Origin of the sequence: Acidisoma sp. PAMC 29798, assembly GCF_030252425.1 — a bacterium.
Classification (GTDB): domain Bacteria; phylum Pseudomonadota; class Alphaproteobacteria; order Acetobacterales; family Acetobacteraceae; genus Acidisoma; species Acidisoma cladoniae.
Genome location: NZ_CP126996.1, coordinates 54,073 through 67,637 on the forward strand (window position 1 = coordinate 54,073; position 13,565 = coordinate 67,637).

16 protein-coding genes are annotated in these 13,565 nt (G+C 59.3%); 13 read left to right on the forward strand and 3 right to left on the reverse strand.

Annotation, left to right across the window (positions count from 1 at the left end; genetic code table 11):
• Window positions 1-48: 48 nt before the first annotated feature.
• From QP803_RS23040 to QP803_RS23060, 5 genes are all read left to right on the forward strand, one after another.
• Window positions 49-498 (forward strand): NUDIX hydrolase, encoded by a 450-nt coding sequence (locus QP803_RS23040; RefSeq protein ID WP_284948257.1) that lies wholly within the window; start codon window positions 49-51, stop codon window positions 496-498.
• Between the two features lie 214 nt (window positions 499-712).
• Complete coding sequence (locus QP803_RS23045; RefSeq protein ID WP_284948258.1) at window positions 713-1,252, forward strand: Ros/MucR family transcriptional regulator; 540 nt, start codon at window positions 713-715, stop codon at window positions 1,250-1,252.
• A 753-nt stretch (window positions 1,253-2,005) separates the two neighbouring features.
• Window positions 2,006-2,374: a response regulator gene (locus tag QP803_RS23050; RefSeq protein WP_284948259.1), complete on the forward strand. Its 369-nt coding sequence runs from the start codon at window positions 2,006-2,008 to the stop codon at window positions 2,372-2,374.
• Window positions 2,375-2,692: 318 nt separating this feature from the next.
• Window positions 2,693-2,860, forward strand: coding sequence for a hypothetical protein (locus tag QP803_RS23055; protein ID WP_284948260.1), 168 nt, complete (start codon window positions 2,693-2,695; stop codon window positions 2,858-2,860).
• Window positions 2,861-3,088: 228 nt separating this feature from the next.
• The gene (locus QP803_RS23060) at window positions 3,089-3,577 is read left to right on the forward strand and encodes an Hsp20 family protein (protein WP_284948261.1); all 489 of its coding nucleotides are present in this window, start codon (window positions 3,089-3,091) and stop codon (window positions 3,575-3,577) included.
• A gap of 764 nt (window positions 3,578-4,341) precedes the next feature.
• On the opposite strand, the gene QP803_RS23065 is transcribed toward QP803_RS23060, so the two are convergent.
• Both QP803_RS23065 and QP803_RS23070 read right to left on the reverse strand, forming a co-directional pair.
• Window positions 4,342-4,950, reverse strand: a complete 609-nt coding sequence (locus QP803_RS23065; protein ID WP_284948262.1) for a PIN domain-containing protein — start codon at window positions 4,948-4,950, stop codon at window positions 4,342-4,344.
• Window positions 4,950-5,405, reverse strand: coding sequence for a helix-turn-helix domain-containing protein (locus tag QP803_RS23070; RefSeq protein WP_284948263.1), 456 nt, complete (start codon window positions 5,403-5,405; stop codon window positions 4,950-4,952). The genes QP803_RS23065 and QP803_RS23070 overlap by 1 nt, the downstream gene beginning before the upstream one ends.
• A gap of 541 nt (window positions 5,406-5,946) precedes the next feature.
• On the opposite strand from QP803_RS23070, the gene QP803_RS23075 reads away from it, so the two are divergent.
• Complete coding sequence (locus QP803_RS23075; RefSeq protein WP_284948264.1) at window positions 5,947-6,876, forward strand: replication protein RepA; 930 nt, start codon at window positions 5,947-5,949, stop codon at window positions 6,874-6,876.
• A gap of 662 nt (window positions 6,877-7,538) precedes the next feature.
• A complete protein-coding gene (locus QP803_RS23080) occupies window positions 7,539-8,168 on the forward strand; it encodes a ParA family protein (protein ID WP_284948265.1) in 630 nt (209 codons plus the stop codon).
• Between the two features lie 468 nt (window positions 8,169-8,636).
• Here QP803_RS23080 and QP803_RS23085 read toward each other — a convergent pair.
• Window positions 8,637-9,391, reverse strand: a protein-coding gene (locus QP803_RS23085; RefSeq protein ID WP_284948062.1) for an IS5 family transposase whose coding sequence is annotated in 2 segments (ribosomal slippage) — window positions 8,637-9,058 and window positions 9,058-9,391 — 756 coding nt in all. Because the reading frame shifts where the segments join, the coding sequence is not laid out codon by codon here.
• Between the two features lie 397 nt (window positions 9,392-9,788).
• On the opposite strand from QP803_RS23085, the gene QP803_RS23090 reads away from it, so the two are divergent.
• From QP803_RS23090 to QP803_RS23115, 6 genes are all read left to right on the forward strand, one after another.
• A complete protein-coding gene (locus QP803_RS23090) occupies window positions 9,789-10,874 on the forward strand; it encodes a tyrosine-type recombinase/integrase (RefSeq protein ID WP_284948266.1) in 1,086 nt (361 codons plus the stop codon).
• Between the two features lie 7 nt (window positions 10,875-10,881).
• Window positions 10,882-11,484 carry a hypothetical protein gene (locus QP803_RS23095; protein ID WP_284948267.1) on the forward strand — a complete coding sequence of 201 codons (603 nt, stop codon included), beginning with the start codon at window positions 10,882-10,884 and terminating at the stop codon, window positions 11,482-11,484.
• Entirely contained in the window at window positions 11,477-12,334 is an 858-nt protein-coding gene (locus tag QP803_RS23100; RefSeq protein WP_284948268.1) for a segregation and condensation protein A, read from the forward strand. Before QP803_RS23095 ends, QP803_RS23100 begins: the two co-directional genes overlap by 8 nt.
• A gap of 136 nt (window positions 12,335-12,470) precedes the next feature.
• Complete coding sequence (locus QP803_RS23105) at window positions 12,471-12,725, forward strand: ribbon-helix-helix domain-containing protein (protein WP_284948269.1); 255 nt, start codon at window positions 12,471-12,473, stop codon at window positions 12,723-12,725.
• Window positions 12,726-12,732: 7 nt separating this feature from the next.
• Window positions 12,733-13,044, forward strand: coding sequence for a type II toxin-antitoxin system RelE/ParE family toxin (locus QP803_RS23110; protein WP_284948270.1), 312 nt, complete (start codon window positions 12,733-12,735; stop codon window positions 13,042-13,044).
• 255 nt (window positions 13,045-13,299) lie between these two features.
• Window positions 13,300-13,524 carry a DDE-type integrase/transposase/recombinase gene (locus QP803_RS23115; protein ID WP_434082942.1) on the forward strand — a complete coding sequence of 75 codons (225 nt, stop codon included), beginning with the start codon at window positions 13,300-13,302 and terminating at the stop codon, window positions 13,522-13,524.
• Window positions 13,525-13,565 lie beyond the last annotated feature (41 nt).

The following is a 13,565-nucleotide window of genomic DNA, read 5'->3' on the forward strand; positions in this document are numbered from 1 at the left end:
TCGCTTTTGCTATTTGGCCCGCCGGGCGATCTCGTGTCAGATGTCTAGATGTCTCAGATCCTCCAGCAATATGCGGCGCTGCCCGTCACAGGACGTGAAGGACGCTTCCAGGTCCTTTTGATCACCTCGCGCAGCACCGGTCGATGGATCATCCCCAAAGGTCATCCTGAAAAGAAGATGACGCCCTCATCGGTCGCGGCACTTGAGGCTTTGGAGGAAGCGGGCGTGTCCGGCACGATCGAAGACGTGCCCCTCGGACGTTATCAATCGACCAAGCGCCTGCCGTCAGGGCAGGTGGTACCATGTGACGTCACAGTGTTCCGCTTGGATGTTTCCCAGCATCATGCTTCTTGGAAGGAGGACACTGAGCGTAAGAGGCTCTGGGTGCCTCTCACCCAAGCAACGCGGTTCGTCGATGATGGAGGTCTCGGGGATTTCCTCGAAGAGCTGAGCGTGTTGGCGTCGACCCAACACGCGCTCATGGTGCAATCATCTTAAGCCGGCGCCCCAAACGGAACGCGCGGCAGTTGAGTTTGGACTTTACCAAGCCCTACAAGACGGCCTGCAAGACGCGCATGTATCCGCGCCGAATCACGATCTGCTGGCTCAGCAGGCAAGTCATAGATTGAAGATGACCTCATCACCGTCCAAATCGACCGCGACCGCTTCCACTGCCTCTGCGTCATCAACCCACGAGAACCGAAAGCCAATCATGACGATTGACGTACAACCAGCCATGCTCGTCTTGGTGACCAACGTCGTCTCGGCCTACGTCTCAGGAAATACCCTGCCCTCGGAAATGCTGCCGGATATGATCCGCGCCGTCCACACGACCTTCGTCAATCTTAGTCAGGACATGCCAACAGCCGTCGAAGCGCGTCCCGCACCTGCCGTTCCTATCAAGAAGTCGGTCTTCCCTGACTACATCATCTGTCTGGAGGACGGGCTGAAGCTGAGGATGCTCAGGCGGCATTTGCGGATCGCTTATGGCATGGCGCCGCATGAGTATCGCCAGCGCTGGAACCTGCCTGCCACCTACCCTATGGTGGCACCCAATTACTCGGTGCGGCGCTCCGATTTGGCGAAAACCAGCGGCCTGGGGACGAAAGGGCCGCACACCCAACAGGCTGTAACGGTGGCTGTTGCGCGTGCAGACATCGAGACCGTGGAGACCGAAGCCGCGGCGAGGCCGGAAGTGACAGTCTTCAAAGCCCATCAACGAGGTAGAAAGAAAGTCGTTCCCGCAGATTAAGCACCGGTGATGCACCCTGGCCGGCAATTCGCTAATGTGCTCCTGGTTGATCCGGCGCGTGTTTGGCGCCTCACCGCCGATCATCCAGAGAACGCGCAAGCACCTTATCTCCTATGGCGCACTCACGCATCCTGAGCCTTGGCCAGCTGCGTCTCTGCCCATCTCGTTAAACGCAACGAGGAGGTTATTCTGTTACGAGGCTGTGACCATCTTCCTCCCGCCGCACTGTAACCAAAAGCGATTCTTATACAGCGGCTCAAATTGGTGCGTGGAAAGCAATGAACGACGACTCGCTCTCGCTCCGCTTGCCTCACGACGTTATAGGCTCACGCGATCTTCTTTATCGCGCGCTCTTTAGAGTCGGCGGAGAAGCTCACGAGCAACGCAAGCCTTTCCGCAACAAGCCCTGGCCCATTGGGAGCTTAGAGCGCCAGCCTGGTCGGCCGGATGGGTTGCGGCTCAAATAAGAGCCCATGTTGCCGATCACACGACACCAAAGCTAGCAAATCTCGCCGGGTTGGGCTGCGGACAGGGTGCCTTTGACAAGAACCCTGTGCCCAGACCGCTCTGGGCCGACGACTTACGATCGCCAGTGGCGCCGCCGCAGCATGGTTACCATAGCCAAGAGCTAAGCGTAGTTGCGATCACAATGCGTTCTTTCGACGCTTGAAGAACGAAAATTGAATATGGCTCTTGCTCGCGCTTGTCACTAGGTGACCAGTTGATTACAAAAAGAACAACCGGGAAATCTACGTGAAAGCCAAGCCTCAGATACTCATTGTCGAAGACGAGGCGATCGTGGCTCTGCTCATAGAGGAGCATCTTATCGATCTTAGCTATGAGGTCGTGGGGATTGCTTCGACTGTTGCCACGGCACTTGCCGTCATACAGACGGGGCCTCGGCTCGACGGCGTGTTGCTTGATGTGTGGTTAAGGGACGGCCAAACGTTCACGGTGGCCGATGAGTTGCTGGCCCGACACGTGCCATTCGCCTTTATGACGGGATATGGTGCAGGCCTCATAAGGGATCGCCGTTTTGAGACCGTGCCTGTGCTCGCTAAGCCCTTCAAGCTTACCGAACTAGACATGCTTCTTTCCCAGCTTCTTCAGCGCGTCGATTAAGCGAGCCAGCGCTTCAAAGGGGAAAGTTTTTGCCTCGGCTCAATTCGAGGTAGGGATCTTGACCTATCGTCGCACGAGCGCGACGGCACTCCGTTCGCAAGCAGGTAATCGCGCGCGTCTCGTGGCGCCCTGCGCTAGCTCGAATACTGGAGCTTTGAAGTCGTCACGGGCGGCCTGACAAGACCGCCCAGGTGACTTGATTAGGTCTGTTGCGAAACCGCACAAAAGGCCGGCCGAATGCAAATCATGGTAAGTCGCGACGATGTGGCGCCTAATGCGCAGATCGGGTCACGTAACGGCCCCTAAGAGAGGACGCCCGTGGCCCCCGCCAAAAAGATTGTTCTACCTTTGACCAAGGTGGAATTACTGGTGCGCGTTGAGAAGCTTGAGCGAGCAAACGGCCGCCTCCGCGTCAAGAACAAAGAGCTTAACCGCGTCAACGAGGTGATGTACGAAAGGCTGGAAACGTTTGATGCCCAACTGTGACTTCAATCCTCGCATGCCGGGAGTTTCCAACGGAGCGGAACATCCCATATCCCTGTAAAAGGGAGCTATCGATGCCTCTTCATCATCACCGCAAGCGGTCGAAAAAAGATACCGCGGCCCTCTTGAACCTCTTTTTTGGCGAACCACCTCGCTGTTCGCCGAGGCCTGAGTGGCTCGGCGCGCCGGCAGCGGCGCATTGGCACCATATTGCTGATGAGGGATGTGGTTATGAGAAATTATGATTTTGCGCCCCTGTTCCGTTCGACCGTCGGTTTCGAGCGGCTCTTCGACATGCTTGACCAGGCCTCCGTGCGATCGGATTGGCCTCCCTACAACATCGAAAGAACCGGCGAGAGCCAGTATCGTGTCAGCATGGCGATCGCGGGTTTCGACCAAAACGAAATCGACGTGACCCAGCAGGGTAACACGCTCCTGGTGACGGGTCAGAAAAAGGCCACTCAGGGCACCAGCGAGATGTTGCATCAGGGCCTCGCCTTCCGAAACTTCCGCCAGACCTTGAGCCTTGCGGATCATGTGAAGGTGACGGCCGCCAACCTGGAGAACGGACTCCTGTCGATCGAACTCACCCGCGAGATTCCCGAGCAGCTGAAGCCTCGTCGGATAGAGATCAACGGAACCACGACGGCGATCTCCGCCCAGGACAATCGGCCTAAGCTGTCCGATGAGAACCCTGAGCGGCAGGTTAAGGTCGCTTAATCCAACCTCAGCGTGACTGTTGTCCAGCCTCCCGGTTCACCCCGGGAGGCGTGATAGCGGAGATAGGAGATGTCGCTACACACTGAACAAACCGAAGGATCCTACCGACCCGTGGGTACATCACAAGGCGCAGTTTGGACGCCGACCGTGCTTGCTCACCCGGACGAGATTCTTGGGAACCCGCATCTGAGCTTGGACGAGAAGCGCGCGGTATTGGCCTCGTGGTTATCGGACGCTCACGCGGTGCCTGACGCACCAGCCTGGCGTCAACGCGATGACGGTGCTTTCGTTAAAGTTGAAGACGTTTTGGAAGCACTGAAGTCGCTCGACAACCAAGGCTCTTCTGATCGAAAGCAGCCGTCGGGCTCGCAAAAACCGTCACCTTTTCGGTGGAGACGACGATCAAGACGTTGGATCGACAGCGCCATCCGCCGCAAGCAACGGGATGATGACGACGATGATCCCCCACCAACCCCCGTGACGTCTCGACTGCCGCCCCATTGCCCCTTCCCTGCGGGAAGCGTGGAACCGGTACTCATGGAATGGGCCGCCTAGCCTAAGGTCTGCGGTTTTCGCGAAAAAACTGCTGCTGCCGTCTGAAGCTGACGTTTGGGATAGGCTTATGACTAGGCGTAAGCCTATCCCCTCAGGGTTATGCCTGGTGTGATGGTCAAATAGGGGCCGCTCCACTTCTACGACCCGCCTCCGTGCCGATCTTATCTTTGGCGGCAGCGCACGTTTCAATGTTAAATGAAGCGTCAAGCCTACTGTGGCGCACCGATGTCGCTGACTGCAGGGGACGCAAATAAGACGGCCAGGCGCTCGATTTTGTCGGCTGTCTGAGGAACGCCAGCCTGCTTGAGGCTCCCAACGTAATCGGCAACCGACAGCGCAGGACTCACATAATGGTCGAAGTCGTTGCCCACGGCCTCGGCGAAAGCTGCCGGCGAAATGCTCTCCACGTCGAGCAGGAAATCATCCGGATGCACCACGTGGAGCCCATAGGGTGCCAGCGACGCCTCGGGAAAATCAGCGAGATTGAATGTAACGATACAACTCGCTTGGCAGATGATAGCAGCCGCCAGCACGTGCCTGTCGTCGGCGTCGGGTAGCTCCAATCCCTCGATTAGACCTTCGTAGCCCGTAACCAAGGCGTCGAGAACGGCACCATCCATAGCGTTCCGCGTCCGCTCCAGGCGTGAGGGATCAAGATCCGGACGGTTCTTGATGAGATTCTCGATCCATTCCCGATGGATATCCGCGCTCCACCGCGCACGGAACATCTTAGTCTGAGCCAGATGGAGGATGAGACTCCTTAGCCTAGTCCCGTAGAAAACATTGGCGTCGAAAAAGGCGGAGAAAGTCGAAATCACTAATCCAGCCCCAGGGCCCGCGCCTCCTCGATGATAACCGCTAGCTGCTTCTGGCGTTCTGTGGCGGAAGCCTTCTCGAAGTCACGCAGATCCGCAAACCGGACACGACGGTGCCGACCGACCTTTCGGTGCGGCAACGCGCCCTTCTCCACCAACCCGACGAGGAAAGGCCGAGACACATTTAGGAAATCGGCCGCCTGCTGGGTCGTTAGCTCTGCTTCGTGGGGAATAACCGAGAATGGCTTCCGGTCTGCCATTGTCTCCAAGAGCGACACGATCAACTGGACGGCTCGTGCCGGGAGAGGCACGACGATGCTCGGCTCTTCGCGCACGACAAGCTGAACATCCTGGCCAGCGGCGGCTATGGCGGACAGCCGCGATGCCGCAGCGCCAGCGATGACAGCTTCAGCCTCGTCAGCCACAAATGGTTCGGTCTGGTCCAACAGCGCAAGCATAAGGGCCTCCTTAGTTGCATCTCTATATATCGCTAGGACGAGATATTCGCAATAAACGAAACGGCATAGACGCGGAGGCCTGGTATGAGCGCCATGCCGGCGTCGGTTATATGTTTACAATCAAACCGAAATTCGCCGATTGTCATCAAGAGGTTGAAGTTTGCCGATGGCGTGTAAGAGGGCGGCGACAAGAATGGCCAATTACAATCTCTGCGCTAGTGCCCCGAATCCAAGACTCGTATCGGCCGCTACAAGCGTAGCCCCGACTCGGGAACTGGACTCTCCTGGGAGTCTGAGAACGATCTTTACCGACTTACCCACATGAAGGACTGATCTTTATTGGGAGAAGGGCTGATCTCTCTTGGGAACCCAAAATCATTGAATGCATTGCAATCAGCACGTTGCAAAAGGTATCCACTGGTCTCTCTTGGGACATACTATAAGCCACTAATAAAACTTACTATTCCCCAGGAGAGTTCAGTCTATGCAATGACGAGGTATCAAGGCAGACACGGAACCGTAGCAAAGGGCTATTGGAATTATGGCTAAGATCCACAGCCTCCTCGAACAGCACGGTAAGGCCGGCGTCCTTGCAATGGATGTTGATCGCCGTGTTGTCGAAGCCGCGGCTGGCTATATGGGCTCTGAAGAAGGAGAGGTAGGATTCCTCTACAGCGGCTGGGCTCAGTCCGCCCTGCCCCACAAGAAGCTACAGGACGAAGCAAGCTGGCAGATCCATACCGATCACGTCTCCCTGGTTGTTCAGCCAGGCCTGAGACCAAGCCTTACAGGCGAGGCGATTAGCGTCGGTGTCCCATATGGCTCCAGGGCGCGTTTGATCATTCTTTACCTCCAAAGCGAGGCCTTGAAGACAAATAGCCGGGAGATCGAGCTCGGAAAGACCCTCCACGCGTGGCTCCGAAAGCTCAACATCCCAATCGGCGGGAAGAGCATGGCCACCGTCCGCGACCAAGCAGAGCGTATTTCCCGCTGCCGGATGAGCTTCCAGATCAAACAGGGTGCCCGGACCGGCCTCGTCAATCAAAGCATCCTAGATACGGCAATGTTTGTCGAGGATGACGACGCCCAAGGCTCGCTTTTCATTGAAAATGCCAAGCTATCGGAGATGTTTTTTGATCAACTAAAGAGACACCCGGTCCCTATCGAAGAAAAAGCCATCGCGATGATTGCCAATAACTCGATGGCGATCGATGTCTATTGTTGGCTTGCTTACCGACTGCACTCGCTTGGGGGGCCTAAGCTCATCACCTGGAAGGCGCTTCACGCCCAGTTCGGTCGCGGCCTATCTCGTCTTGACCACTTCAAGTGGTATTTCTCCGAGGTGCTCCAACTCGCAATGGCTGTTTATCCGGACGCCAACGTTGAACTCGACGGACGTGGTGTCACCCTCAACCCATCAAGGGCACCGGTTGAGGCGAAGGTTATCTCGCTGAAAAGGCAGAAGACTTAAGCGCCTCTCTCCCAGGAGATACCAGCCCCTGCCCTTCCTCACCAAATTATCACCAAGCCATCGGCCCTCCTGGGAAGCTGCGCTTAAAGGCCTGTAACGCAGTCGCCTCGTGCAATCTTTAGACTTTGTTGCTCCGGAAACTGACTTTATTTGCTTCACAAAAGTGGACACCAGCAGCGTTACCGACGCACTTTCCGTCCTTCTGCTCGTTATAGCACCGATCGCATCTACGATCTTTTGCAGAAGATCATCTCGTTCCGCTCTGGTTCTGACTTAGAGGCATTAGAAACAGAAGCCGACTTCCTCGAGTTGCACTCCACTGATTAAACCTGCTCAGCCGCTTTCTCCCAAACCGCGATCTTCCATTCCGCCGACGGCGCCGAGCGCTATCTCGCAAAAGTGTTGGATAGCCCCGGCACTCCATTGCCTACAAGCAGCAACTCGCGCTGACGCAAGACTCGCAGTCGACGGGTGGAAGATCCACGCCGAACTTTCAGCAAGCATTGTCAAAGCGTAGGTTGCGACATCACATGATCACTTGGACACATGGTTGATCACTTGTGTTGCCACTTATGCGTTAGACCGCGCCCGCGCCGCATTGGGTTGCAGAAGCCGCAACCTGTGTGCTACTGGCAGGGGCATGTTGTAGGAACACCAAACGAGTGCAGACCATAGTTGTGACCTCCAGAAAAGGAGGTGCTGGCAAAACCACTTTATCAGGCCACCTTGCTGTGGAGGCTGAACAAAAAGGTGCGGGGCCAGTAGCAATACTGGACTTAGACCCAATGGGCTCGCTTGCATCTTGGTGGAATGAACGCGAGGAACCCACGCCGGTCATGGCGGAGATTGGTCCCAAAGGATTGGTAGCTACTCTGAAGCAGCTTGCGGCTCAGGGTGTTAAATTAGTCGTCATCGATACTCCTCCCTTTGCGTCGGAGGAGATAGCAAACGTCGTCAAAGCATCCGACCTCTGCCTTGTCCCAGTCGTTCCCAGCCCACATGATCTCCGAGCAATCGGCGACTCCATCGAGATGGTGGAACGTCAGAAGAAACCGATGATCTTCGTCGTTAACAATGCATCGACCAACGGCAAGCTTACCCTTCAGGCCGTCACAGCACTCAGCCAGCACGGCACCGTGGCGCCAGTAGTCATCCATACCCGGCAGGATTTTAGATCGAGCATGGTCAAGGGCAGGACCGTCGGCGAGGCTTTTCCGAAGGGCAAGTCAGCAGCTGAGATCACCGGACTATGGGTTTACATCCAAGCTAGACTAAAGAAGGGAGCCGCATGATGGCCCAAAACGATGATCTTTCTCTAGGCGCTGGTTTGATCCGGAAAGGGCAGGCGAGAGGGGCTAGCCCGGCGATGGCCGTTCCACAGGCGGTAGAAAAGGCCGTAGAGCCTTCACCACCCACTAGCACGCCTCAGCCAGTTGCCGCCGCAGGCCCGATCTCCGCCCATCTCCCAGCCATCGCTCAAATCGAGGACCCCGATCCGCCGTTACGGGCGTTGCCCCCGGATGATGTACCGAAACGGTTTACAAGCTTCCGGCTGCCGGTAACACTGGATGAGGATCTCCGGGCCATGATGTATGAGACCAGGCGCTCGAAGCAGGATCTGTTGATAGACTTTGTCACTGCAGGGGTTCAGGCTTGGCGCAAGGAGCGTGCAAAGCGCTGAAGCTTGGTCCTCCGTATGCCGTCGGGGGAGAACGCTCCATTTATTTCGCCACAACGCACCTAGGCTCAGGACTCATTGATCAGAGCCAGAAGATGACGGCGGCGGCGATGCAGATCGCCGACATGAAGGTGTGGGCGCAGCGATCGTAGCGAGTGTGGATGCGCCGCCAATCCTTGAACCTGCCGAACATGTTCTCGATACGATGACGCTGGCGATAGAGGGTTCGGTCGTGCGGGATCTGGATTTTGCGGTTGGCTTTGGACGGGATGCACGGCGTGATGCCGCGTGTTGTCAGGGCTTGGCGGAACCAGTCGGCATCGTAACCTCTATCGCCCAATAAGACTTTGGCCTTGGGGAGCGCGTCCATCATCAGCGCCGCGCCCTTGTAATCGCTCATTTGGCCTTCGCTGAGCAGCATGACCAGCGGCCGTCCTTGGCCGTCGCAGACAGCGTGAAGTTTTGAGTTCAGGCCGCCTTTGGTGCGCCCGATACGTCGGGGAACAGGCCCTTTTTTAAAAGACTGGCAGCCGTCCGATGCGCCTTCAGATGGGTGGCATCGATCATCAACCGATCAGGCTTGCCCCCCTTGGCCGCCAGCGCCGCGAAGATGCGGTTGAAGACGCCGAGGCGGCTCCAGCGGATGAACCGGTTATAGATTGTCTTGTGAGGGCCGTAGTCCTTCGGAGCGTCGCGCCAGCGTAGGCCATTGCGGATCACGAAGACTATGCCGCTGATCACGCGTCGGTCATCGACCCGCGGCACGCCATGCGATTGCGGAAAATGCGGCTCTATCCGACGCATCTGCGCCTCGGACAACCAGATCAGATCACTCATGGCGGCACCTCCCGATGCAACCATTGAATCAACCGATTGCTTCCTCTGCAAGCAATTTAATAGGTCCTGATCCTAGCGGTCGAAGGCGACAACGAGACTTGTTATTATCGGAGCTAGACCTCCTAACGACCCACACGCCTGTCCATTTGCGGCAGTCAAACTCTAAGTTTCCATCGAAATCTTGAAAAACATCAACGACTTAACGGAATTAGACGCACTATCACGACTCCGTGACTCTCGATAATCCCTATTATCGAGACGTCACATACGAAGAAAGCCAGTTGCCACAATTACCCTGTGTCTGGCAGAATCGGCTCGGGGCAGGCGGGTGCGGTGTCACGCGCCGCGGCCTGATGAAGGAGCGGGTGATGGGGTTCATGCGGAGCGACGGCGCGGCATGACGGCAGCTCCCTCCGAAGGTCCCGTGTCGGCGGCCGTCAGCGGTCCGGACGCGCTCGCGACCAGCCAGGCCTCCGCGCTTGCCATTGTCGGCCGCATGGCGCCGGCCTCGCCGGCCTCGGCAGAGATGTTGGCGCTACTGTCGGGGCCGCTCGGCCAGGCGATCGAAACCGCCGCCACCTTCGCCGATAACCATCTGGCCGCCTCGACACAGCGCGCCTATGCGCGCGATTGGCGCGCCTTCGTCGCCTGGTGCCGGACCCAGGCGGTGAACGCGGCGATCTTGCCGGTGCATCCGGTGCTGGTGGCGGCCTATCTCGCCAGCCTGGTGCCGGCGCTGGGCAAGAGCGGGTTGCGGGCGCGGCTGGCTGCGATCGCCCACCATCATCATCAGAACGGGCATCTCTGGAGCACGCGTCATCCAGCGATTAGTGCGACCCTGCAGGGCATCCTGAAACAGCATGGCAAGCCGATCCGCCCCTCGGCCGCCCTCACCTCCACGGAAATCCGCCAGCTGCTCGGGAGCTGTGGCGAGGATCTCGCGGGGGTCCGGGATCGCGCCCTCTTTCTGACCGGCTTTGCCGGCGCGTTGCGGCGCTCGGAACTGGTGGCGATCGACCGCGAGCACCTGACGTTTCGGGAGGTGGGGCTCAGCATCCATATCCCGCGCAGCAAGCGCGACCAGGAAGGGCAGGGGGCCGAGATCACCATTCCCTGGATGCGCGGTGAAGACACTTGCCCGGTCAAGGCCGTCGAACGCTTCCTGAAACGTGCCGGCATCACCCATGGTCCGGTGTTTCGTGGCGTCACCGCTTGGGGCACGCTGGAGAACCGCCTGACTGCCGATGGCGTCCGCAAAATCCTGCTGCGCAGGGCGGCACTCGCCGGCCTGACCGTCGATCCCCGTGAGCGGCTGTCGCCGCATGGCCTGCGCGCCGGCTTCATCACCGAGGCCTATCTGGCGGCGGCACCGGACGAGCAGGTGATGGCCCATACCCGCCAGAAGGATCTTTCGACCCTGCGCGGCTATCGCCGTCGGGCCAAGATCACCGGCGAGAACCCCGCCCGCTTGCTGGATTTGTGAGGCGCGGGTGAGGGATGATGCGCGAGACGCGGACGCGTTGTCGCTGCCGAACACGGATTGGCTGCGACATGTCCTGATCGTCAGCGGGCCGGCGGAGGATGTCGCAACGTTTCAAATGGCGGCGGCCGGCCTCGGCGCCATTCCCTGGCTGTCCCCGGACCTCGATCTGTTGGAGGAGGACCGGGTGATGGCGCTGCTCCATCCGCCGGATGGCTCGGCCGGGCTCACCCTTGCCGGCGCGCGGGCACTCGCGCGGCAACTCCGCAGCGCCATCGAGACCAACCAGCAGCGGGTCACTGCCGCGATCGGCCGCGTCCGAACCTGCCCCTTGGATCTGCATGCGCTGCTGCCGGTGCCGGATTGTGTCCTCGCTCTTGGGCCGGATGACCCGGCCAGCCTCGCCTGGCTGCGGACGCATTGGGGCGTGGTGCAGGCGCTTCGCCATGTCCGCCTGAAGACGGGGCGGGAGGACCGGCGGCTGCGCCGCTCGGCCCGGTTCGAAGTCGCGTTCTGGGCGGCGGATTGGACGCCCTGGGCGGCGATACAGGCCATGCGTCAGCGCTGGTCCACCTTGGTCTTCGACGTCCGGCCGGATTACGGCGGTGAGTGACGGGCTAACGGACGGGGAGGAGCGGGAGGACGACAGGGAAGAGGGATCGGGTGATCCCGTCTGGGATGACTGGAGCACGCCGCCCCGGGCGACCGAGATGCCGGTGCTGCATCTCGACGGTTTCGACGGGCCGATGGACCTCTTGCTGGACCTCGCCGAGCGGCAGCGGATCGATTTTGGCCGGATGTCCATCCGCGACCTGGCCGAGCAATTCGTCGCCGCCATGGAGCGGTTGGTCGGCCGCGTGTCTCTCGAACGTCGGGCGGATTGGCTCGTGCTGGCGACGCGTCTGGTGCTGCTGCGGTCGCGCCTGTTGTTCCCCACCAGTCCGGAAGCGGCGATCGCGGCGGAACAGGACGCCGGTGCCGAACTGCGTCGACTGGAGGCGATGGTCTTTGTGCGGGCAGCGGCATGTTGGCTGACGGCGCGGCCGCAACTCGGGATCGACGTCTTCGCCCGGCCGGCCGCGACGGCGCCATCGCGGGAGGGGGGCTATGTCGCGCTCATGGAAGCCTGTTTGGTCGTGCTGCGGGGCAGGGGAGGGCGGCCGGAAGAGGCGCCCGTCTATCGGCCGGTTGTGCAAGAGTTTTGGCGCGTGACGGATGCGCTGGCGCGGATCAGAACGGTCTTGGCGGAGCAGCCGGAGGGTGGCGATCTGAGCCAGTTCCTGCCGGCGATCTCGGTTGACGTCGCAAACCGGGACCTCAGAGCGCGCGCCGCGGTCGCCAGCACGCTGCTGGCGGGGTTGGAACTCGCGCGGGAAGGGGCTGTCATGATCGAGCAGGAGGAGGACGGGCCAGTTCTTCTCAGCTTGAACAGAAGCCAAGCGAGCTTGGCCATGCAGGGTTAGACGTCGGTGAGTCAAGACTGCCAAACCGACGGACAACTCATGCGTAGATCCAGGAATAGCGTGCCCGCGCCTCACCCAGGGGTTCCGCCGTATTCATTCTTGATTATATTGAAGACGAGTACGCAAGGAGGATGCCTTGACCCGCCAGACCACGATGACGGTTCGCCTGAGTGGAGCGCTTCATGATTTCGTGCAGGCGAACGTCGGCGAAGATGGCGTCTACGAGAACGTCAGCGAGTACATCCGCGACTTGATACGGCGGGACAAGGAGCGCATGGAGCAGGACGCGTTCGATCGTCTCAAAGCCGAGCTGACCCATGCGTTCGCGGCACCGGACACGTCGTATCGACCTCTGACCGCGGCTGAGGTCATAGCGCGCAACCGGCGCTGATCCGGCCATGGCGGTTCGGGTTCAAGAGGCGGCGTCCCATCGTCTCGACGAAATCTATCGCTACACGCGCGACCGCTGGGGCCATGAGCAAGCGGACCGTTACATCACGGGCCTCTTCGAGGCGTTCGAGGACATTGACTCCCACGCGGTGATGTCGCGGCCGGTTCCGGCGGCATTCGATGTCGATGGTTTTATGTTCCGCTACGAGCGGCATGTTGTGTATTGGCGCCGGCTCTCGAACGGAGACATCGGTATCGTCACGATCTTACATGAGCGCATGCACCAGATCGCGAGGTTCCGTGAGGATTTCGAACTCTGAGGTTGGTGGACTACTCCATTGAGCAGCGAGCGGGTTCTGTTGCAATTGTGCGCCCGGGCGCGATTGCTTAGACTGTCCAGATGTGTTCGACGGCCGGCTTTGATGGCAGAGAGACGTAACCGTCCGTTCAAGGGTCGGCATCTCAAGTCCAAGGCCATCCGCAGGGCGTCGGATCGGCGCGCGGCGGTCGAGCAAACCACAATCTTCCGCAGGGTGTAGGCCTGTACGGCCCCGCTCCAACGTGGCTCCGACGCCATTGCCGCGCAAACAGGGTCCTGGTGGGTTGACGAGACTTATATCAAGATCATCAGGGGCGGCTGGACTTACCTCTACCGGGCCGTAGATAGCTTGGGCCGGACGATCCACTGTCTCCTGCCGACGTGGCGTGACGCTGACTCGGTTAAGCGTTTCCTCCTTAAGCGCTGGCGCAGGTCCACACGGGCAAGCAGCGCACGATTACGATTGACAAAACCCGGCTGACGCCGAACCTAAGCTCGGGGCACGGCTCACGATGACGGGGT